The following is a 19,461-nucleotide window of genomic DNA, read 5'->3' as shown; positions in this document are numbered from 1 at the left end:
TCTCCAGCAGACACACGCCAGCCCAGCCCAGCCGCATTCCCAGGAGGGGCGCGGCAGGTGCCTGGCTCTCTTGGCTGGCTGTGGCGGCTTGAGCTTCAACACCACGAGGCGTGGAGGGGCCCGCGCGCCGGGGCCAGCCTCACACCTGCCGTGGGCAGGCCCAGGTTCTTCACAATCGCTCTCACCCCTCCTGCTCCCTTCACGTACGCCAACACCCGCCGCCTGCCTCCACACCTCAAGCACGCGAACACATCCAGGGCGAACGTCCTTTTCAGCCATCGCTGGGGTCGACACGCGGGGGCGCGTGCTCCTCCTGCTGCGGGAGCCCGGGCGCGACACCTGGGTAGGGCAGTGGCTGCGGCAAGACGGAGATGCGCTCACCGAGCCCTTCGCGGTGCCGGTTCCCGCGAACGCGCCTTCCCTGGTCCTCGAGCCGCTGGTGGGGGGCGGATTGGCGCTTCGTGTCGAAGGGGAGTGGGTGCTGTGGTTCCCCGGTGGGGAGTCGGAGGCGCTTCCAGCCCCGGCGTGGCTGGCGGCTCATCCCGGCTCCGACCTGTACCGCATCCGCAATGGCCGGGCCTACGCCCTGGTGCCACCGCCCACGCTCGTCGAGGGCTCTGGCTGCCGGGAGTCCATCCGGCTCTTCTCCAGTGATGGGACGGACTGTGGCGAGCTCACGCTGCCCTTCGGCGCGGGCACTTGCCTCAGTCGGCCCGGCATTGCCCTGGATGGGACGGTCATCCAGCAGCTCCAACTGGCCATCCCCGCCGCGGATCAGTGCGCCTGGCGCTGGTGGCCGCGGCTGTTGAGGTAGCGGGGAAGGGGAGCGAGGGAGTTTCGAGCACCTGGGGTTGCTTGCAGCAGCCGGTGGAGGAGTTGAGGTCTCAGCGCAACCGCACCTCGAGGCGCACCGGATCCTCCCTCGTGGCCTCCTGGAGCTGCTCGCACGCGGTGCCCGCGAAGCGCAATCCCTCGCTCGTCAGGCTCCACGTGGACCCGCCCGGCGCAAGCTCCACCCCATCCAGGAAGACCCTGAGCGACTCCTGTGTGTAGGCGCCCGGGTCATTGAGCGGGAGGAGACAGGATCACGACCCTTTCGCCCTCGGGGCCACGGGAATCAGCCTGGCGCTGTGGAGTGCCCGGCGCGGGCAGCTCGCGAAGGAGTAAAGCTTGACACGATCGTGACGGTTCCCGTCGTAACCTTTCAAAACGCGCGCTTCTGAAGACGGTGCAAACCCCAACAGAGGTCGGTGCCTTGCACCGTCCTCTCATCGAGGCACCCATGGAAGCTGGTCGTAGGTCTCATTCGTTCCGCGTGCTGTTACTCTGTGGACTGTTATTCGCGGGTTGTGTCGTGCAACCCCGTCCACCCGATGGAGGCTCTTCCTCTCCTGACGCAGGCGCTCCGGTGGATGCGGGCGCTCCGGTGGATGCGGGCGCTCCGGTGGATGCGGGCGGCCCTGCCCCTGATGCAGGGGAATCCTTCTGTGGGGCTCGTTCACCGGACGGAGGCGCCTCGGCACCTGATGGAGGTTCCGGCGGAGCGTGGTGCCCTTCGTCCAACCCCAGCACCCGCCTCCCGCCACTTGCGGCCCGGGGGACAGCGGAAGGTGGCAACGCGGACGGCGTCCATGACTGCGGGGAGGGGCGCTATAGCCACTACGAGCACCGCAGCGGGGAGGGACCGCAGCTCCACATCATCTATGCTCATAAGGGTGTAGAGGGAACGGATGGTAAGCAGCGCGTGCAGGTGCGGGTCAAGCGCTCTGGTTCCTCGGTGCTCGTGCTGGCCGCCTACAATGAAACCTCATGGACCGTGCAGGTCGAGCCGGGGGCCACCGTGGAGCGCATCGTCGTGAGTGGATACCATGTGCAGACCGTCACGGCCCCCGCGGGCATCCCCGTGGAGATCCTCAGCCATGAGCAGACGGGAAGCTATCTTGGCGCCTTTGGCTATGAGTGGCCGGCCTATACGACGACCCAGCTCGTGGATGCCGTCGAGGCTCACGTGGGCCGTGAACTCACGTCTTTCCGCGGCTGCTCTGAGGCGGCCAGCTTCGAGGTGGACGAGCCAGGGGCGGTGCGGCCTCCGCACACGGTGTCGGACCGCCAGGAGCCCATGCTGCCCGCGGCTTGCGCTGAGTTCGCCTCGGAGTCGGCGTACTGCCTGACCCTGAACGGCGGCATGCCCACCGTGCTCGGTCTCGACAGCGGACGGATCTGCTCCTCCGGCGTGCCAGCCCAGCTCTCGAATCTCTCCTCCGTCTCTTCATGGGCATGGCAGGGCGATTACACCTACGCCTGTATCCGCGAGCGAGGCCTGGCCCGCGTCTCCCTCGTGGATGGTAGCGTGGACATTGCCCCCATCGCGTGTCAGGCCGTCTCCACCCACCGGGAAGGGCTCCTGCTCCTGCTCGACTACGACGGCAAGAATACTTCTCTGCTGGGGGCACTCGCCCAGTTCGATTCCTTCGAAGCCGCGGCCCGGCGTGAGGCCTCGTGCCTGCTGGACACCCGGCTCCATGCGAGCCACATGGCGGTGCGGGGTGACCAGGGGTACTTCGCCCGGCATGTGGCAGGGGAGATCCTGACGGCCCGGCTGGGCCAGGCGGAAGCGCCGCAAGAGCTTCCACTCCAGGGATACGATGATTGGATTCAAGGCATGCATGCCACCGACGATGGTCGCCTCATCATCCTGGGGCCGGACCGTGCCACGAACACGACCCGGCTGTTCCTCTTCGAGCTCTCGTCAGGTGAAGCGCTCGGCCTCCATCCCATGGAAGCCATCGGCAGTGGGCTCATGTGTCGGAGCCCGGGCGGCGGGACGTGCCGGTAGGAGCCCTCTGCAAGGGAGGAAGCCCGAGATGGTGTCAAAGAACTCGAAAGAGATAAAAAATGGGTAAGCTCGAATACGAGTCCTTTGACACCTTCAGCGGCTCAGAAGCAGCGCGAGCGGGCCTGGACGCTGTTCTGGGCGGATCTGCCACCCAGGAACCAGTAGCCGTCACTCTGGGAGATGGAGATCTGCTCGCCTCCGCCCTGGAACCTGCCGGACACGAACGTCAGCGCGCAGGAGCGGGCGGACGTGGTGCCCATGTTCGTGGAGAGCTGCCCCTGGTACCAGGAATACTCGTTGCTGTAGGACGAGACATTCACGCAGCGCGCGCTCGCTGACAGCCCATGCTGCTCCGAGCTGCCGGTGAGGTACCAGGAGCCGCCGCTGGTGTAGACGTGCACCCACTCGCCCGCGCCCTCGAACTTGCCCGCCACACGCGTCAGGAAGCACACCCTGCCAGTGGCGGACCCCAGGTACGTCGGATAGCTCTGGTCCTGGCTCCAGGAGTATTCGCCCGAGTACGAGCCGCTGGAGGTATACGCGCAGTGGGCCGAGCCGGAGACCTCCTTTTGGGCGGAACTGCCCGCCAGGTACCAGGAGCCACCAGACACGAACGCATGGAGATACTCCAGCTCGCCCTCGAAGTTGCCCGTCATCCGCGACAGATAGCAGACACGATCCGCAGAGGAGCCCATCGGGGTCGCAACCCAGCCCTGGCTCCAGTCGAAGGCGCCGCTGCTGTTCAGCGCCTGCTCACTGACGGCCAGCGGCGCTGCCTCCGGGGACTCCTCAACCGCCTCCTCTGGACCGCAGCCCCACAGCGACACGGCCCCCACCGACAGCAACATCAGCCCCTTGCGAAGTTCCAGCATTTCTTGCTCCTCAAAAAACAGGGTTTATGCGTCGTGCGCCGGACGACATGCGCTCCGAAGCCATCCAGCGCTCCGCGCCCTGGATGTATGGAACATCCCCGCCGGACGCGCCGCATCTGCGCCGTGAGATGCTCCGCCGATGCAGTGAACCGGCCTTTGGTGCCCGTGAACCGTCAGGGGTCGTGAAAGAAGCTCTGGAGCACGGGGTGGCCAGTCTCATCGGCCCGCCCGCCCGACATATGCCTTGAAGAACCTGGAGATCACCGCCAGCGCCTCCTGCGCCTCGGGCAGGTCGGTGTTGAGATGGAAGGCATGGCCCATCCCGTCCCAGACGTGGAGGCGGGCCTCCACGCCGAGCGCGGTCAGACGCGAATGGGTGTGGGCGGCGGCACTGAGCTCCGCCGCGCGCGTGCCGGTGATGAAGAGCGTCGGAGGGAACTTCGCCAGCACGCCTTTCGAGAAGAGCGGCGAGATCAGCGGGTCGGCGAGGTCCGCCTGGCCGTAGTAGAGCTCCTCCATGATGGGAAGGCTGCCGTCCGGCTTCGGCATCGGCGCATTGTTCACGGCCGCGACCACATAGCGCGCGTCGCCCCCGTAGCGCGCGTCGGCGCTCGCGCAGAACACGCCCGCCGCCGCCGGCATGGGGAGCTTCTCCTTCTGGAACCAGGCGAGCGCCTCCGCCGTCAACACCCCGCCCGACGAGCAGCCGAACAGGCCTATGTCACCCGGACGATGGCGCTTGAGCGCCTCGCGATACACGGCGGCGACATCCTCGCTCGCCGCGGGATATCGGTGCTCCGGGCCCAGGCGGTAATCCACCGCCACCACCCTCATGCCCGTCATGGCCGCGACCGGAATTGCCTCCAGCATGCCGAGCGTGCCCGCCGAGCCGAAGATGAAGCCGCCGCCGTGCAGTTCGATCAGCAAACCGCGCGCGACCGGTACCTTCGGCGTCACGATGGTGACCGGTACCCCGCTCCACTTCTCCTGGCGGAGCGACACGCCGTAGCGCTGTCGAAGCGCCTCGACGCGCGGTGCGATCGACATGTCCACGCTGGCGCGGATCTGCTGGATGTTCCGGGCCAACTCCTCGTTGCTCATGTGCGCGAGCGGATCGCCCTCGGCGATCTCCACGCGCGCCGCGGCCTGAGCCTCTGGGCTTATGTAAGGCGAGAGGGGAAGGTCGAAGGCGGGAACGTGCCGGATGCCGTCCCCCTCCCTGGCCGCGGCTTGCTGCGCGGCCACCAGCGCTACCAAGAAGCAGAAGCCACGCAAGAAGGGTCCGATGACGCTTGTGTCGTGCATGGGTGGGCAAGCTAGCTCATCCAGGTCTTCGGCTGGTCGTCTCGATCATTTCTCCCACAGCGAGAAGGAGGCGGCGTACCACATGGCGTAGGTGACGGACGTGGCGTACTGGAAGGGGGCGGAGGTCGTCGGCAGAGAGAGGAAGTACGAGCCGGAGAGACAGGCGAAGCCCGTGGCCGACGTGAGCCCTCCCCCGTTCAGGTCCAGCATCGGGCGTACACCAGCGTTGAGCGTCAGCAGCAGATTGCCGAAGCTCCGGGTGGCGTGCAGTTCCGGAGAAACCACGAGGGACTGCCCCGGCGTGTAGTGGATGCGAGGCGTGAGGGCCAGCTCGGGGGTCGCGAGGTAGCGAACACTGACATCCACCAGCCCGAAGCTGGCGGACGCGGGGCTCAGCCCGAAGACACCCGAGGTACCGGCGATGACGTCGAAGCGCTCGGACAGGCCAACAGCGCCATACAGATAGGGATTGAGTGTCTTTCCGTCGCCCGAGACGAAGAGGGACGGGATGACCATGCCGGTGCCTGGCGGGGCGAACGGGCTCGTCCACAGCAGGAGGGGGTAGGCGCGCGCTGGGCGGGGAACGGCCAGCAGCAGGCCCACGACAACCAAGGTGAGAAAGGACGCGAGGCGCTTCGGGAGCCTGGTCCGTGGCAGCGCCCCGCTCGGGAACCAGCGTCACCACCAGAGAACCGTCCGCCAGCAACTCCACCCGTGCGCCGTATGAGGCATTCGTACAGCACGCAGCCAAGGGAGAAGATGTCGGCGCTGGGCGGAATCTCGGATTGGCCGAAGACCTGCTCCGGCGCCATGTAGCCCGGAGCGCCAAGTACCATGTTGCTCCCCGTCACCTTCAGGGTCGGCACGACATGGCGGGCCAGACCAAAACTCGGAGGGAGAGGAAACGGCATGCAGCAGCTTGAGGGCGTGTGGCCGGTGTGCAGGTCGGCAGCGCGGAGCATAGGAAGGACAGGAGCCCGCTTGGGCGTAGAGGGCGGGAGCAGAGCGGGAGGTGAGGGACGCTGAGGGGGAGCCCATGAGCCGCACGCCGAGCCGGCGCAGAAGCCATTCATCTCCAGCAGACACACGCCTGCCCAGCCCAGCCGCATTCCCAGGAGGGGCGCGGCAGGTGCCTGGCTCTCATGGCTGGCTGTGGCGGCTTGAGCTTCAACACCACGCGCGCTGGGGCGGCCCTCGCGCAGGGGCCAGGTGCGCACGCGCCGTGGGCAACCCCAGGTGCTCCAGAATCGCTCTCACCCCTCCTGCTCCCTTCACGTACGCCAACACCCGCCGCCTGCCTCCACACCTCAAGCAGACGAACACGTCGAAGTCGAACGTCCTTTTGAGCAACTCTGCCCAATCCACTCGCGGCGTCCTCTCCTTCATCCGCTCCTTCCTGGCCGCTACCTCAAGCCTCGCGCTCGCCTCCTCCGCACCTGCTTGAGGGAGTGCCTGTCTGCGGGGCATCCTCTTCATCCTCCGGACGGACCTGCCCTGGGAGTGGCTGCCCCAGGAGGTATTTGGTGTCAGTGGGGTGGCGTGCTGGCGACGGCTGCGGGAATGGGCACAGGCCGGTGTCCTGGAAGCCCTCCAGCAGACGTTGCCGGACGAGTTGGGAGAGAAGGGCTGCCTGGACTGGAGCCGTGCCGCTGTGGACTCCTTCAGCGTGCCGGCAAAAAAGGGGGGCCTCTTACCGGCCCGAATCCTACGGACAGGGGAAAGAAGGGCTCCAAGCACCACCTGGTGGTAGACGGCCAGGGGCTGCCCCTGGCGCAGTCGCTGACGGCCGCCGACGTTAACGACTGCAAGGAAGCGCTGCCGCTGCTCGACGGCATCCGCCCGGTGAGGAGTCCGCGGGGCCGCCCTCGCAAGCGCCCCGCCAGGCTTCACGCCGACAAGGCGTATGACCATCGCTTCATCCGTCGAGGGCTGCGCCTGCGTCACATCCAGCCGCGCATCGCCCGCCGAGGTATTGACTCCTGCCAGCGCTTCGGACGTCACCGCTGGAAGGCGGAGCGCATGGCTGCGCCGCATGCGCCGACTCACCATCCGCTATGAGCGGCGCGATGACATCCACTACGCTCTCCTCCAACTCGGCTGTTGCACCATTCTCTTCAATGCCCTCATGCACTGGCTTTGAAAGGCGCTTCAATCCGGAATTTCGTGGCCGAAGAAGTAGCGAACACCCTCTTTGTATTTCGCTGCCTCCGGGCTGTTGAGCAAGGCCTCGGCAATCCGAGCCGCCGCGAGCGGCTGGAAGACCTTATCTACATACATGTCGTGACAATCAATCCCAGTTGATGCCTCAAAACGGCGACGAAGCTCGAGCTTCAAGTGCCACGCCTCGTCCATATCGTGCGCCAGAATGTTGGCATAGCTCTTCACGCCTGACTGCTTACCCTGGAATAGCAGAATATTTCCTCCTTCGTATTGGGAGCAAAGAGCCTCATGGCGTTGAAGGATGAGCCCCAAATACTCCTCCAAGCCATCGTCAGGCGGCTCCGTTGAGATGATGCTCACCTCTCGCTCCATTATCGTTGATAATAGCGCCGGGAACAGTCGGATATCTGTTACCTTGTTGCTGCGAAGCGTGAGGTAGTGGTCTACAATTACAGGCACGGCATCAAGAAGCCCCCAAGTGGCGAATGCGTCACAGAAGTCAAGAGCCATGTCGCGATAGTCATACATCGCATCCTGAGTTCGCGTCTCCCTCGCGGCCCTTTGCATTCTCTCGAGGTCCTCGCGCATCTGCTGGAAACAGTCAAAGGTGGCGGCGTCCCCCAGAAGGGTGCAAATGGTGGCCCGAAGGAGTCCATCTCTCGCGGAATGGTAGATGGACAAGATCTCCTGCAGGTGCTCAAAGCGCCCAGCCTTGAGAAATTCAAAGATTTCCTCAGTGCGGAGCCAGAGCTTCCTATCCTCATTGCGTAGCAGCTCTGGATGATTGGCGGGAGTGGGGACTGGAAAGTAACCGTCTCTCTGGGGGTTAAGTCTGTTTTCGTAGAATGTCAGGCGTCTTTGGGGCATGGTTTTCGCGTCCGTGACGTGTGAGGCCTATTGCTTTTTTGGCTTCATCCAAGATGGCGGGGAGATACTTCTGAGCCTTGACCTGTTGGCACCAGAGCTTCGGAAGCGCTCGTGGAACCCTTCAGGCTTGTCCGCCTGCCAAGCAGTGAACACGTCGTCGATGGTCTTGCAGACTTTGCATAGGAGGTCATGCGGCTGAAGGTTCCCTGGGTTTATTGGGCAGCCTCCAGCAGTCTTGGGGGTGAGGTGGTCTACTTTCTTGAATCCGCCGCTGCGGCGTGGTGGCTCCTCTCGAGGGTTCCTGGCGACAAATCGCTCGATGATGCCCGGATTCTTGGAAAGAAATTCCGCCTGATAGACTAGGGAAATAGATACACGCTTGCCGGTGCGTGCGTCCTCTAATTCGCCTTTCCACGCAGTTTCGATAGAGCCCGTTGAAACAACACCCTTAGCACGAAAGACGTCGCACGGCGGGGTGGGGAAGACTCGCCCTTCGCAGGTGCACTCTTTCTCCTTCATCGCGCGCATGGTGGCCAAAATGTCGCTGCGACGTTTAGCTCTGGGCGTGGGATTTCCCCTTTCGTCCTTTTCATTCACTCCGTAGAAGTCCTCGAGCGACAGAGGCTCATCGCCTTCGCGGAAGGCTGCTGGGCAGCCCGGCTCTCCACAGCAGGGGCACTGCTTGAGCTTGATGCGCTGGTGGGCCAGCAGTTGACTGGATGAAAGATTTGGGTACGGAGGGGTAGAGCCCGGGTAGCTTGCGTGATTCGAGGTGGTGAGGTCGATATGGCGGGTGACATTTTTCCTTCCATGAGCACATCCATGGACCAGGAGGTGAAGTATGTCTTTCCGGTGATGGTGTGCGTCACTAGGCTGCCACCAAAGTTGCGTGTAGCCGCCTCGTTCCCGAGAGGAGAGGTGGCATAGAACGATTGGTCGCGTAGCATGACGGGCTTCCCATTAATCGTTACGCGCTTCGTGCCCTGCTTCATGTCCCGGGAGAACGAAGTATTCGGGTAAGGCACCGGCACCGGCCCGGCTGGCGGGGGAGGAGGACTCATGCAGACGTCTGGGAAGGCCGCCACTACCTTTCCGTCCCCGTCAGCACAGGCGACTTCATTGCCATTGGCAAATACCTTCATCAGGGCATCCCTCGTGGTGTGTAGGTGTCAGGTCCGCGCAAGACGGCCGCTGCTCTTCCTCCGGCTTCATCGGATGTGGTTACGAGCGCCCGGGGCCCGGGCGCATAGCCGTGGCGCATGGCCACGGAGGCCCAAGCCAGGGCCACGAGGCCTGAAGCCGCGCCTATCTCGCCCAGGGACTCTGCGGGAAGCCACAGTGGCATCGTCTCTCTGCGCGTCCTCAATAGCCTGGAGAGCGCCAGGGAAAGCTCCTTGAATCCATAGCCCTCTCCTGAAGCGTCAGCGATACGGAAGTCTACATCCGCCATGTCCAGCTTGCCTTCCGCAAAGGCCGTGCGGCAGGCCTGGGCGAGGCCCAGGCCCCGGAGTGTTACCGCGCAGCGTAGATGGGGGAGATCGGCCCGGAATCGGACCGACTGGATGATGGAAAGGGGGCCCGGGTCGTGGTGCGCCCCATCACCCAACAGGTTCGGGTCAGCGCCTGACGGCCGAAGTAGGAGGAGCCGAGGAGGGCGGAGCTGAAACGGCATGAAGCCGTCCCCGACGGCCCGGCGAGGGAGGGGGAAGAGAAACAGGGGCAGGTACAGGCCAAGGCCCCAGGCTCCGCCAGAGGCGATGGAGAAGCAGACAGCAGGCCGTCAGCAGCTGGTGCGTAGTCGGGTGGGAGTGGACAGGTGGGCAAAGGCCCTGCCGAGCGTGGAAGCGGCACGGCCGGGGCAATGCCCGAGGTGTGGAGCGGCCAGCCGGCCGGTGGGGGGCGGCATGGTGTTGCAGGGGCATGGCACGCGCAGCCGTCAGGTGCGAGGCCCTGCCCAACCCGGGCAGCAGGCGCAGGTGCGGGTGGTGCAGGTGCGGCGCTACCGCTGCCTGGCGTGCGGTGGCACGTGCACGGTGGTGCCTTGGGAAGTGACGTGGCGGCGGCTGTACTCGGTGGCGGCCATGGCGTGGGCCCTGGCGCTATGGGGGCTGCTGGGGATGGGGCTGGAAGCCGTGCGCCGCCTGGTCAACCCCTGGAATCACACAGGCGCCAGTGAAGCCGGGCGCTGGCGCACGCCGCTGCGCTGGCTGCAGGCCGTGCACCAGGGGCAGCTGCTCGCACAGGTGCACGCCATGCGCCCCTGGCCGCCGCACTGGCGCCCGCGTCAGGCTGCCGCCCACGTCGCCAGCGTCGTGGCCGGCTACGCCCCGCCCGCCGCTCCCTCCCCACCGCTGAGTGTGCTGGCGTTCATGGGCGCCGCGCGCGCTCAGTGAGGGACAGGCCCCAGGCCCAGGGCTCGACAGCTTCACCCACCCGACAAGTCCCCTTCCCGGTCCGCTCCCGGCCGGGCACGCTGGAGGTATGCCCTGCCCCCAGGCCCTGTCGGCCCTGGGGCCGACAGGGCCTCACCGGAGGCAGCACATGCGCTCGACCCTCACGGCATGGAGTCTGACTCGTGCTCCGCGGTCTGCGGCCGCTGCCCGCCCCCTGGCTGGCGGGAGCGCCTGACGGCACCGGCCGGTGCCACGGCCTGAACGATACGCCGAGGCCGTCGGCCCCAAGCCGGTGCGAGCCCAACGCCAGAAGCAGCGCACCAGATGGACTCGCCCTGGCCACAGCCCCTCATCAGCCGTGTCCTCCCCGCGCGCATGCAACATGATGGCTCCATCACCGAGCCTGCTCCATGTCCGCTCATCCTCGTTGATGTCCATCAAGCAGCCTGCTCCGGACCCGCTCATCTTCGTCGATGCCCATCAACCAGCCGGTCCAAATCTCCATCAACAAGCGTGCGCGGTAACAACTGTTCGAGTATTTCGCGACTTGATGGAGCGTCCGCTTCACTCTTGGGGCAGGTTGGTGTGTGAATATCACACAGGCTGCGGGCTGCCCCACCGGCGGGCCTGAGGGTGGCTCAGGACCAGTTCCAACCACTCCGGCCCATTTCGCGGGTCCCCCGCTCCGCTTGCCACGTCGTGGCGCAGCTTTGACGCGCGCATGGTGAGCCCTCGAATTTGGGTAGGCACAGGTGGCGCCACCGGGTTCCACCCCGCCACAGCCACCCCCTGTCCGGCTTCTGCGCCAGCCCGGTGGACCGCGAGAAGCCCTCCGCCTTCGGCATCAGCGTGGACGCGCGCAACGTGTACGTGGGCACCGGCTGCGGCGTGGCCATACCGCGGAAGCACCATTCCAGGGGCCGGGCTTCTCCCGCGCGCCCGTCGCGCGGCGCACGCCGCTGGAGTGGAAGGAGCACCGCCGGCCAGGACACTGCTCCTCCGCCCGTGCCCCCGACGCGCCGAGGCCGGAGCAGGCGGCCGGCCTCCGGGCGCGGCCGGCGGGCTCAAACTTGACGTTGACGTCAAGGTTGAGACGTGGGATTCTCTGCCCCAGCTTGAGGGTGAGATGAGGATTGGAGACCTGGCCAGGGAAGCGGGCGTCACGCCGCGCACCATCCGCTACTATGAGTCCATGGGACTCATGGAGGAGAGTCCCCGTTCGCCCGGCGCCTTCCGCCGCTACACGCAGCAGGACGTCGAGCGGCTCCGAAAAATCGACGCGCTCAAGAAGCTGGGGCTCGACCTGGAGGAAATCCGGAGCGTCATCGGCCTCTACTTCTCGGACCCCACCGGCATCCGCGGCAAGGAGAAGGTGCTCGCCATCCTCCACAAGCACCTGGAGGAGGTGGACTCGAAGCTGGCCGCGCTCAAGGGCTTCCGCAAGGACCTCCTGAGCAACATCGAGCGGATGGAAGAGCTGCTGCGCAAGGCGAATGCGGGCGGGTAGGGCGCGGGCGCCGGCAGCGGACCGCGGCCTTCCGCACGCCCTAAGTTGACGTTTACGTTGACGTTGGAGGATGAAAGTGGAGAGGAATCGGGAAGCGCTGGTGCTGGTGGAGTTCCAGAACGAGTGGCTCCACCCGGCCGGCAAGCTGCGCGGCCTCGTCGAGGACGTGGCCCAGTTGGAGGCAGCCATCGCGGCGGGGAAGCGGACGCTGGAGGCGGCCCGGCGGCAGGGCCTCCGGGTGGTACACGTCCCCTGCGGCCCGTTCGAGCGGGGCTACCCGGAGCTGGGCCCGGGACTGATGGGCCTGCGCCGCGCCATCCCTCGCGCGGGCACCTGGCAGAAGGAGGGGCCGGGCGCCGCCTTCGCGCAGGGCTTCGAGCCCCGGGAAGGGGAGCTCGTCGTCGCCGGGCGCATTGGCGCGAGTGCCTTCGCGCACTCCAACCTGGACGCGCTGCTGCGGGCCCAGGGAGTCACGCACTTCTATCTGGCGGGCTTCGCGCTGCACGTCTGCATCGAGTCCACGCTCCGGCAGGCGCATGACCTGGGCTATGCCGTGACGCTCCTGTCCGACGGCTGCGCGGCCTTCACGGCGGCGCAGCGGGAGCACGTGCTTGCCCATGTCGTCCACCACTTCGGAGAGGCCCTCACCACCCCGGCCTTCCTGGCCCACCTCCAGGGGGCGGCATGAGCGCCGCGCGAGGGCAGGGCGCTGGGCGGAGGAGCGCGCCGGGCGGAACACGGAGCTGGCCGGGGTTCGGAGCGGTGGTGCTCCTGGCCGTGGCCGTGACAGGTTGCACCGCGCCGCAGGGCGCACACAGGAGGCAGGACATGCTGGAGTTCATCCACCCGCCGGGCCCGAGCATCCCCGGCATCTCGCCCGCCGTGGTGATACGCGCCGGGCAGCCGGTGTTCCTGTCCGGGCACGTCCCCACGCGCGAGGACGGCACGCTGGAGACCGGTGGGCTCGAGGCCCAGCTGGACGCGGCGTTCCGCGCCCTGCATCACACGCTGCGCGCGGCGGGCCTGGGGTCCGAGTCCCTGGTGCGCATCACGCTCTACGTGCGCGACTACCAGCCGGCGGAGCTGCCCGTGATTCGCGCGGTGCGAGACCGCTACGTCTCCATGGAGCGGCCTCCCGCCAGCGCGCTCATCGGCGTGTCGAGCCTGTTCGCGGAGGGCGTGCGCGTCGAGGTCGACGCCGTGGCCGTCCGCCCCTCGCCTGGCGGCAGCGCGGAATGACGGTTCCTTCCGGCGCGACGGCCTGACGGCGCCCCGGGAAGGCCACCGCCGCGCACCCGTCCACCGCGCGGCGGTCGCGGAACGAGCCTTCCGTGGGCCCGTTGTCCGCGAGGGTGGCGGGCCAGCCCCACGCGGCCGCTGTGGCTACCGGATATTCGGGTCCGGTGACGAGCGTGCGTCAGCGAACGCGTCATTGCATGCACAGTCCTCCAGATGGGGGTCCGAAGAATGCCGGGGATGGAAGGGTTGAAGGTGGGTGAGCGTTCGCAGGCGTCTCTGTGAGGCCATGCAGCTCGTGACGGGGTACGGCAGAATTCTGGCCTGCTGGCTACGGCCGGCAAGAATGGCGAGATGCGGGTCTTCGTGAAGGCGCTGGTCGAGACGATGCGCTCGGCCCTGCGGAGCCGTTCGGAGCTGGTGCTGGAGAACCTGGCTCTTCGTCAGCAACTCGCCGTCTTCCGTGAGAAGCGCGCATCACCGCGGCTTGCGCGGGGCGACCGCCTCTTCTGGGTGGTTCTCCAACGCCTCTGGCAGGGTTGGCGGAGGCCTCTGTGCTTGGTGCAGCCGGCGACAGTGGTGAAGTGGCATCGGATGGGCTTTCGGCTCTTCTGGCGCTGGAAGTCCCGGAGTCGGGTGGGGCGGCCTCGGGCAACTCCGGAACTGCGCGCGTTGATTCGGCGCCTGGCCGAAGCCAACCCGACATGGGGTGCCCCGCGCATTCACGGGGAGTTGTTGAAGCTGGGGATGGAAGTAGGCCAGACAACGGTCGCTCGGTACATGCGCAGACGAGGAAGGGGAGCGCCGGAACCATCGCCCTCATGGAGAAGCTTCAGGCGCTTGCATCTGGCGGAGTCCGCGGGAATGGACTTCTTTGTCATTCCGACGGCGACGTTTGGGGTGCTACTGGGATTCGTGGTGGTGAGTCACCGGGACAGGCGAATCCTCCACCTCAACGTGACAGCGCACCCGACGGAGGAATGGACGAAACAGCAGTTGCGAGAGGCCTTTCCCTGGGCCAGCGCTCCGAGGTACTTGCACCGGGATAGGGACAAGCTCTACACCGAACGTGTTCGCGCCACGCTCTCCCATCTGGGGGCTCAAGAGGTACTGAGTGCAGCACGTTGTCCGTGGCAGAACCCCTATGCCGAGAGAGTCATCGGCTCAATTCGTCGAGAGCTGCTGGACCATGTCGTCGTCCTGAACGAAGCCCACGCTCGGCGCCTGCTTCGCGAGTACCAGCGCTACTACAACGCGAGCCGGACGCACCTGTCGCTCGGCAAGGATACGCCCGAGAGGCGTGAGGTGCAGGGCCCGGAGCGCGGAGCCAAGGTGATAGAGCTGCGGGAAGTCTTCGGGCTCCACCACCGGTACGAGCGCCGAGCGGCATAGAATCTCGGCCCCTCCAGCAACGGCCTTACGGACCAGCGCCTGCCGCACCACCCTGCCTACCTTCGGAGGGAGGGAGTGGTGTGCCCACACGCAGGCAGAGAGGGGCTGAGACGTCTGGTTCGGGCGTAATTCCGACCCCTATCGAGCAGGACAGGAGGGCTCGACGGCCCGTTGGGCGCGTCGCTCACCCGTCATGACGCGAATTTTGACGCAGCCTGGACGCACCCATGGCACAGCGACCAAATTTTGGATAGGCACAGGGGCCTCAAGAAGCTTCGACCAGGTTATCCGCACTTCTGCACCTCAAGGTCACACCGGGCCATGAAGAGCGTGTCCTGACACGCCAGGCAGGAAGGCACAGTCTCCTCCGACTTGCGTCGCATGGCAACGAAGGCTCGCCACTTCTCCCGTCATGATGCAGTAACGCATGGACGCTTCCAGTCGCGTCCCGAAAGGCTGGGGCATACCGCGCGAGAATGCGCTTCCACCCATTCCTCGCCGCCGCGGCCTTGCGGACGAGTTCCACCGCCTCGGCCACCGACGGGCGCTCGTCGGCCGGCGCAGCGCAGGCCGCGTACTCCTTGCCGGTGGGAAGGCTTAATGACAACGCCTACCTCGTGACGATGCCCTTCAGTCCCGTTTTCATCTCGAAATCCCGTGCTAGCCGCTCCGCCTCCGCTGCGTCCTCGCAGCCAACCACGAAGGAGAAGGTGGGCTGTGTTGGGTGCCGGTAGAGTGAAATCGCGGCGTCTCCTCGCTCGAAAAGCGCGCAGTGCTCAGCGGGGGGAATTCGCTTGAAGCCTTTCTCCTCGGCCAGCGCAGTCACTGAATCCGAGCGGTAGCCAGCTGCGGCCTTGACATCCTCAGGCGTGGAGAATTTCCGTCGGAAGGGCAGTTGCGACATTCGGACCTCCTTGAAGGCCTCGTAGTAGAGGAATTCCTCCAGGCCCACGTACATCGGGTGGCTGCCCTGGGGAGGGTAGTTTTCTTCCAACAGCCTATTGACGACCAAGCAATCATCGGCTCCATGGGGACTTGCCCGATCAAGGAACCAGTGCCATCCAGTAACTCCATTGTCTCCTGCAAAAAAAATGTACCGGCCACCTTGAAGCCAAGCCAAGGTGTAGGCGCCGAGTGCTCCGTCAATGGAAAGGGAGGCGTCGGCAAGCTCAAGGCCACCCATATTTGCTCCCATTTTCTCCAAGAAGCGACGGTAGAAACCAGGAAGAGGGCCAGCGCGCTTCTCCAGGACTCTTATGTCGTATTCATCCGCAGGAAAAATTTCCTCGGAGAATCCAGGGCGGTATTTCTCAACAAACTCGACAAACGCTTCCATTGAATCTCCAGAATCTAGGCGCAATGCGCCTTGCAATACATGGCAGGGAGCTTTGCCTGGCATTCGGAATACGATGGCACGTCTTCACCATTTTTGAAGACCTGTTCACACTCCTCTGGCTCGGAGAGCTTCTTTGTGTTCAAATCCTCCACTCGAACATTGAACTTAATCCTCGGACCCCTATCAGGCTTGATGCTCTCGACTGCCGGATAAAACAGGCGCTCGATAAGCTGCCTCGGCTTGTGCCCTCCGTGGTTCTGTATGATTTGCTTTGCGGCGCACATCCATTTTTCCTCCGGAGCCCCTGAGCCGACAGGTGAATTCACGCACTCAAAGCCCGTGTCTTTCGTGGCCTCCAAGAAGCCCGGAGGCGCATGACCAGAGCATGCCACGAGTTTTGTTTTTTTACAGACACAGACCATGGCGCCAATCATATATCCCTTGGTGTGCGAATTTGTGTTTGAGTCATGGCGAAGCACGGCATTCGCCTTGAAGAACCCGTCAAGGGCATCAATCTGTTCCCCGAGGGCCGCAATCTCACCCGGCAATGCCGCCAGTTCTTCTCGCTGCTTCGGGTTTAGCCCCTTCCCTTTCCTCCGGTTCTCCTCCGTGTTGCGGTCTTCCAGTTGACCAAGAAGCTTTTCCTTCTGGTTCTTCTCCTTGGCCAGCTTGTTGCGCTGGAGAATCTGCTGCTTCTGTGCGTCGAGCGCTTGCTGCACCCGCTCAAACACGGCAGAAATCGCCGTCTGCGTCTCCTCTCCTGCCTCCAGCGGGTGCGTGTTCCCGCAGAGTCCGCACGGCAAGTCGTCACCGTAGATGACTGCCATGACTCCGGAGGCCTGGATGATGCCCGTCATCGTAGCGGCATTGGCGGGGCTGCCGGAGGGGCCGCAGTTGTTGAGCATGGGGTCGCCCAGCAACTGGACGTTCTTCCCCTCGATTTTGACGTTCATCGAGCCGGGGCCCAGAAATTTCGTGGGGCCATGGGTATTGCTGGAGATGAGGCCTCCACCCATTCCCTTGCTGGCCATGTCGCCCTGGCTGCCGAAGCTGGCGCCGGTGATGGCGACGGCGTTCCCGTCAATGGTCACCGTCTTGGAGTAGCCCTGAGGAGAGTCGCCGCTCTTACCAATATTCGGTAGTGGCGTAGGGACGAAAGGAGCTGGCGGACCCGGCATTTTACAGACGTTGGGAAGCGTGGCTGCTGCGACGCCAGAGCTACCCTTGGTGACGGGCGTCTTTGGAAAATTGACGGTGACCTTGGTCATTGGATTCCTCCGACTCTACTCCCGGTCTGCGGCTCTTCCAGTAGCGCCGCGGCTCTCAACCCCGCTTCCGAGCTTCCCCAGAGTAGCGCACGGGGGCCGCGCGCGTACCGACGCCGCCAGGCCTGCGCGCACAGGACGAGGTTCAGCGCCCCCGATGCGGCGCCCACCTCGCCGCAGCTGCTCACGGGCGTGAATACGGCCGAGGCATCGTGGAACGCGGCTCCCAGCCTGAGTGCCACGAAGCCCCACTCCTCGGAGCGGTAACGCTCGCCGTTGATGTCGCTGTGGATGTTCTCCACCCGCGCTTGCGTGCCGCTCAGTGGCGCGAGCGACTCACCTACCGCAGCCGTCAGCCCTTCGCCCAGGTTGATGTCATCGGTGTGGATGAGTCGTGCCTCACGGGCCGTGGCGACGGCACGTACCGTGGCGTGGGGTGCCAGTCCCCACCGGCGCGCATCCGGCGGGGCCATGACCGCCACGAAGGCGGCGGCCTCGCCAGGGGCGAAGCCGGTACGCGCCCCCGCCTCGAGCCACTGGTTGCGCTCTCTCAGTCACGCAAGCGTCTGGATGTCATGGTAGCTGTCGATGCCTCCCACTATCGCCAGTGAGGTGCCTCCGGCACGGCTCACGCGCCTCATCGCCTCCTGCAAGCACTCCAATGCCGAAGCGTGGCCCGCCAGTCGTGGCTCCACCCGCAGACGGAGACGCTCACTCCCGAGGGCTGCAAGTGCGGCGACGACTCTCGCGGCATCCGCCGACTTCCAGCCCGGGCGCTCCTCGGGCAGCCCCACCAGTACCGGAACTTCGACAGTTCCCCGTGGAAGCGCTGGCGCCACCTTCCCAAGGACCTCTTCAAGTGCCGCAGCTCCTAGTGCCGCCATGCGCGCCGCACCACTCCATTCCTGCGGGTCCAGCAATGCGTCCCGCGCAAGGAAGGAGGCTGCCTGGCGCCCCAGCTCTGGCACCGGGAGGCGTCGCACGCGGCTGATTCCCGCCCGCACAGCCGCCGCCACGCTCTCGGCTGTCGTGCTGTTGATGGTCACCAGGAAGCGCGGATTCCTGGTCATGGGTCGCCGGGGGGGACGCGTGCTGCTGGTGGATGACAACGAGGGCATGCGCAGCTACTTGCGGAGCCTGCTGGAAGAGGCCGGCTATACGGTCGAGGCCGTCGCGGACGGGACGAGGGCCCTGGAGGCCATTCGGCTCCGGCGCCCGGAGCTGGTGCTGTCGGACGTGATGATGCCGGGGCTGGATGGCTTCGCGTTGATCTCCGAGCTGAAGGCCGACCCACGCACCGCCAGCACCCCCGTCATCCTCCTGTCGGCCCGCGCGGGCGAGGAGGCCACGGTGGAGGGACTCGCGGCGGGAGCCTATGACTACCTGGTCAAGCCGTTCTAAGCGCGCGAGCTGCTCGCGCGGGTGGAGGGCACCTTGAAGGCGGCCCGGGCCCGGGCGGACCTCGACGCCTTCGCGGGCCGCATCGCCCATGACATGCACAACCTGCTCACCCCCCTGTCCATGATTGGTGCCCAGGTGCGCACCTCGCCCGACGCGGGAATGAAGCGCGCGGGCGAGCGCCTGGAGCGCACCACCCGCCGGGCCTTCAACCTGCTTGATGGCATGCTCGCGTTCTCGCGCACGGCCAACGCGGGGTATGTGTCCACCTCGGAGCTCACTCCGGTGCCCTTCGTCGTCGCGGACGTGGCGGAGGATCTCCAGGGCTTGCGTGAGCAGATCCAGGCCGAGCTGGATCTCAACGGCGTGGAGAACGTGTGCGTGGCGCTTCCCCGGGGATTGCTCTACGTCTTGCTGCTCAACCTCATGTCCAACGCGTTCAAGTTCATGCTGGGCCGCGCCACCCGGCGGGTCGAGGTGTTGGCGCACGCCTCCGGAGACAGGTGCGAGCTGGTCGTCCGGGACACGGGGCCTGGCATGTCACCCGAGGTGTGCGCGCACATCTTCGAGGCTTTCTACAGGGCGCCGGGCTCGAAGGCCTCGGGCAGTGGCATCGGGTTGGCCACCGTGCAGCGCATCGTCCACGCCTACGGTGGCACGGTCGTCGTCGAGTCGGTCCCTGGTCAGGGCTCGGCCTTCACGGTGCGACTGCCCCTGGGCGATCCCCGCTGAGCCACCAAGAACAAACCGCGCCTCCTGGCAGCAGGAGATGCGGCTCGCCGTGACGGGAGCAGCTCGTCCAGTCGGGTTGTGAGGAGGGACCGCATCCGCGTGAGGACGTCCGCGAGGGGGGAAGGATGGCCGAGTGGGGCTCGGTCGAGGACGTAGAATCCC

22 protein-coding genes and 2 pseudogenes are annotated in these 19,461 nt (G+C 65.7%); 13 read left to right on the top strand and 11 right to left on the bottom strand.

Annotation, left to right across the window (positions count from 1 at the left end; translation table 11 throughout):
- Window positions 1–304 precede the first annotated feature (304 nt).
- Window positions 305–814: a hypothetical protein gene (locus tag JQX13_RS52465; protein WP_203406854.1), complete on the top strand. Its 510-nt coding sequence runs from the start codon at window positions 305–307 to the stop codon at window positions 812–814.
- Between the two features lie 70 nt (window positions 815–884).
- Here the strand turns inward: JQX13_RS52465 and JQX13_RS55805 are convergent, their stop codons facing one another.
- Window positions 885–1,016: a hypothetical protein gene (locus JQX13_RS55805; RefSeq protein ID WP_275424971.1), complete on the bottom strand. Its 132-nt coding sequence runs from the start codon at window positions 1,014–1,016 to the stop codon at window positions 885–887.
- Window positions 1,017–1,744: 728 nt separating this feature from the next.
- On the opposite strand from JQX13_RS55805, the gene JQX13_RS52460 reads away from it, so the two are divergent.
- A complete protein-coding gene (locus JQX13_RS52460) occupies window positions 1,745–2,836 on the top strand; it encodes a hypothetical protein (RefSeq protein ID WP_203406853.1) in 1,092 nt (363 codons plus the stop codon).
- Window positions 2,837–2,937: 101 nt separating this feature from the next.
- Here the strand turns inward: JQX13_RS52460 and JQX13_RS52455 are convergent, their stop codons facing one another.
- The 4 genes and pseudogenes from JQX13_RS52455 to JQX13_RS56760 form a co-directional block, all read right to left on the bottom strand.
- The gene (locus JQX13_RS52455; RefSeq protein WP_203406852.1) at window positions 2,938–3,708 is read right to left on the bottom strand and encodes a hypothetical protein; all 771 of its coding nucleotides are present in this window, start codon (window positions 3,706–3,708) and stop codon (window positions 2,938–2,940) included.
- 216 nt (window positions 3,709–3,924) lie between these two features.
- The gene (locus JQX13_RS52450) at window positions 3,925–5,013 is read right to left on the bottom strand and encodes an alpha/beta hydrolase (RefSeq protein ID WP_203406851.1); all 1,089 of its coding nucleotides are present in this window, start codon (window positions 5,011–5,013) and stop codon (window positions 3,925–3,927) included.
- A gap of 45 nt (window positions 5,014–5,058) precedes the next feature.
- Window positions 5,059–5,616 carry a hypothetical protein gene (locus tag JQX13_RS55180; protein WP_239014402.1) on the bottom strand — a complete coding sequence of 186 codons (558 nt, stop codon included), beginning with the start codon at window positions 5,614–5,616 and terminating at the stop codon, window positions 5,059–5,061.
- A gap of 173 nt (window positions 5,617–5,789) precedes the next feature.
- Window positions 5,790–5,849, bottom strand: a pseudogene (locus JQX13_RS56760) (hypothetical protein); the annotation flags it as partial.
- 620 nt (window positions 5,850–6,469) lie between these two features.
- On the opposite strand from JQX13_RS56760, the gene JQX13_RS56755 reads away from it, so the two are divergent.
- Together JQX13_RS56755 and JQX13_RS56750 are read left to right on the top strand one after the other, a co-directional pair.
- Window positions 6,470–6,763 carry a transposase gene (locus JQX13_RS56755; protein ID WP_430384238.1) on the top strand — a complete coding sequence of 98 codons (294 nt, stop codon included), beginning with the start codon at window positions 6,470–6,472 and terminating at the stop codon, window positions 6,761–6,763.
- Window positions 6,757–7,071 carry a transposase gene (locus tag JQX13_RS56750; protein ID WP_430384137.1) on the top strand — a complete coding sequence of 105 codons (315 nt, stop codon included), beginning with the start codon at window positions 6,757–6,759 and terminating at the stop codon, window positions 7,069–7,071. Before JQX13_RS56755 ends, JQX13_RS56750 begins: the two co-directional genes overlap by 7 nt.
- A gap of 90 nt (window positions 7,072–7,161) precedes the next feature.
- Here JQX13_RS56750 and JQX13_RS52430 read toward each other — a convergent pair whose 3' ends face one another.
- The 3 genes from JQX13_RS52430 to JQX13_RS56745 are packed head-to-tail and all read right to left on the bottom strand — an operon-like array spanning window position 7,162 to window position 9,101.
- On the bottom strand, window positions 7,162–8,040 hold the full coding sequence (locus JQX13_RS52430) for a hypothetical protein (RefSeq protein WP_203406847.1): 879 nt from the start codon (window positions 8,038–8,040) through the stop codon (window positions 7,162–7,164).
- A 27-nt stretch (window positions 8,041–8,067) separates the two neighbouring features.
- Entirely contained in the window at window positions 8,068–8,637 is a 570-nt protein-coding gene (locus tag JQX13_RS52425) for a hypothetical protein (protein ID WP_203406846.1), read from the bottom strand.
- The gene (locus JQX13_RS56745) at window positions 8,634–9,101 is read right to left on the bottom strand and encodes a PAAR-like domain-containing protein (protein WP_430384237.1); all 468 of its coding nucleotides are present in this window, start codon (window positions 9,099–9,101) and stop codon (window positions 8,634–8,636) included. Before JQX13_RS56745 ends, JQX13_RS52425 begins: the two co-directional genes overlap by 4 nt.
- Window positions 9,102–9,797: 696 nt before the next feature.
- Between JQX13_RS56745 and JQX13_RS52415 the strand changes: the two genes are divergently transcribed.
- From JQX13_RS52415 to JQX13_RS52395, 6 genes and pseudogenes are all read left to right on the top strand, one after another.
- Window positions 9,798–10,433 (top strand): hypothetical protein, encoded by a 636-nt coding sequence (locus JQX13_RS52415; protein ID WP_203406844.1) that lies wholly within the window; start codon window positions 9,798–9,800, stop codon window positions 10,431–10,433.
- 1,126 nt (window positions 10,434–11,559) lie between these two features.
- Complete coding sequence (locus JQX13_RS52410; RefSeq protein WP_203406843.1) at window positions 11,560–11,940, top strand: MerR family transcriptional regulator; 381 nt, start codon at window positions 11,560–11,562, stop codon at window positions 11,938–11,940.
- Between the two features lie 70 nt (window positions 11,941–12,010).
- On the top strand, window positions 12,011–12,628 hold the full coding sequence (locus tag JQX13_RS52405) for a cysteine hydrolase (protein WP_203406842.1): 618 nt from the start codon (window positions 12,011–12,013) through the stop codon (window positions 12,626–12,628).
- Window positions 12,629–12,768: 140 nt separating this feature from the next.
- A complete protein-coding gene (locus tag JQX13_RS52400; protein ID WP_203406841.1) occupies window positions 12,769–13,179 on the top strand; it encodes a RidA family protein in 411 nt (136 codons plus the stop codon).
- Between the two features lie 351 nt (window positions 13,180–13,530).
- Window positions 13,531–13,911, top strand: a pseudogene (locus JQX13_RS56740) (hypothetical protein); the annotation flags it as partial.
- A gap of 129 nt (window positions 13,912–14,040) precedes the next feature.
- Window positions 14,041–14,568 carry an integrase core domain-containing protein gene (locus JQX13_RS52395; RefSeq protein ID WP_239014401.1) on the top strand — a complete coding sequence of 176 codons (528 nt, stop codon included), beginning with the start codon at window positions 14,041–14,043 and terminating at the stop codon, window positions 14,566–14,568.
- Window positions 14,569–15,178: 610 nt separating this feature from the next.
- On the opposite strand, the gene JQX13_RS55175 is transcribed toward JQX13_RS52395, so the two are convergent.
- From JQX13_RS55175 to JQX13_RS55170, 3 genes are read right to left on the bottom strand one after another with little or no spacing between them, the layout of a single operon-like run.
- Complete coding sequence (locus tag JQX13_RS55175; protein ID WP_239014400.1) at window positions 15,179–15,904, bottom strand: hypothetical protein; 726 nt, start codon at window positions 15,902–15,904, stop codon at window positions 15,179–15,181.
- Window positions 15,905–15,918: 14 nt separating this feature from the next.
- On the bottom strand, window positions 15,919–17,172 hold the full coding sequence (locus JQX13_RS52385; RefSeq protein ID WP_203406839.1) for a PAAR-like domain-containing protein: 1,254 nt from the start codon (window positions 17,170–17,172) through the stop codon (window positions 15,919–15,921).
- Window positions 17,169–17,642, bottom strand: a complete 474-nt coding sequence (locus JQX13_RS55170) for a hypothetical protein (protein ID WP_239014399.1) — start codon at window positions 17,640–17,642, stop codon at window positions 17,169–17,171. Before JQX13_RS55170 ends, JQX13_RS52385 begins: the two co-directional genes overlap by 4 nt.
- Window positions 17,643–17,840: 198 nt before the next feature.
- On the opposite strand from JQX13_RS55170, the gene JQX13_RS55165 reads away from it, so the two are divergent.
- From JQX13_RS55165 to JQX13_RS52370, 3 genes are all read left to right on the top strand, one after another.
- Complete coding sequence (locus JQX13_RS55165; protein ID WP_239014398.1) at window positions 17,841–18,044, top strand: hypothetical protein; 204 nt, start codon at window positions 17,841–17,843, stop codon at window positions 18,042–18,044.
- 193 nt (window positions 18,045–18,237) lie between these two features.
- Window positions 18,238–18,570 carry a response regulator gene (locus tag JQX13_RS52375; protein ID WP_203406838.1) on the top strand — a complete coding sequence of 111 codons (333 nt, stop codon included), beginning with the start codon at window positions 18,238–18,240 and terminating at the stop codon, window positions 18,568–18,570.
- A gap of 33 nt (window positions 18,571–18,603) precedes the next feature.
- On the top strand, window positions 18,604–19,299 hold the full coding sequence (locus JQX13_RS52370; protein WP_203406837.1) for a sensor histidine kinase: 696 nt from the start codon (window positions 18,604–18,606) through the stop codon (window positions 19,297–19,299).
- Window positions 19,300–19,461 lie beyond the last annotated feature (162 nt).

This window comes from Archangium violaceum (assembly GCF_016859125.1).
In the GTDB taxonomy this organism is placed as follows: domain Bacteria; phylum Myxococcota; class Myxococcia; order Myxococcales; family Myxococcaceae; genus Archangium; species Archangium violaceum_A.
Note: the sequence above shows the minus strand (reverse complement) of the source record. Positions and strands in the feature narration are given on the sequence as shown.

Coding starts and splice junctions, on each gene's coding strand:
- JQX13_RS52395 (WP_239014401.1), top strand. CDS start 14,041: ATGGACTTCTTTGTCATTCCGACGGCGACGTTTGGGGTGCTACTGGGA.
- JQX13_RS55170 (WP_239014399.1), bottom strand. CDS start 17,642: ATGGCCCCGCCGGATGCGCGCCGGTGGGGACTGGCACCCCACGCCACG.
- JQX13_RS55175 (WP_239014400.1), bottom strand. CDS start 15,904: ATGGAAGCGTTTGTCGAGTTTGTTGAGAAATACCGCCCTGGATTCTCC.
- JQX13_RS52410 (WP_203406843.1), top strand. CDS start 11,560: ATGAGGATTGGAGACCTGGCCAGGGAAGCGGGCGTCACGCCGCGCACC.
- JQX13_RS52400 (WP_203406841.1), top strand. CDS start 12,769: ATGCTGGAGTTCATCCACCCGCCGGGCCCGAGCATCCCCGGCATCTCG.
- JQX13_RS52455 (WP_203406852.1), bottom strand. CDS start 3,708: ATGCTGGAACTTCGCAAGGGGCTGATGTTGCTGTCGGTGGGGGCCGTG.
- JQX13_RS52375 (WP_203406838.1), top strand. CDS start 18,238: ATGGGTCGCCGGGGGGGACGCGTGCTGCTGGTGGATGACAACGAGGGC.
- JQX13_RS52450 (WP_203406851.1), bottom strand. CDS start 5,013: ATGCACGACACAAGCGTCATCGGACCCTTCTTGCGTGGCTTCTGCTTC.
- JQX13_RS52430 (WP_203406847.1), bottom strand. CDS start 8,040: ATGCCCCAAAGACGCCTGACATTCTACGAAAACAGACTTAACCCCCAG.
- JQX13_RS52415 (WP_203406844.1), top strand. CDS start 9,798: ATGGAGAAGCAGACAGCAGGCCGTCAGCAGCTGGTGCGTAGTCGGGTG.
- JQX13_RS52405 (WP_203406842.1), top strand. CDS start 12,011: ATGAAAGTGGAGAGGAATCGGGAAGCGCTGGTGCTGGTGGAGTTCCAG.
- JQX13_RS52385 (WP_203406839.1), bottom strand. CDS start 17,172: ATGACCAAGGTCACCGTCAATTTTCCAAAGACGCCCGTCACCAAGGGT.
- JQX13_RS56745 (WP_430384237.1), bottom strand. CDS start 9,101: ATGAGTCCTCCTCCCCCGCCAGCCGGGCCGGTGCCGGTGCCTTACCCG.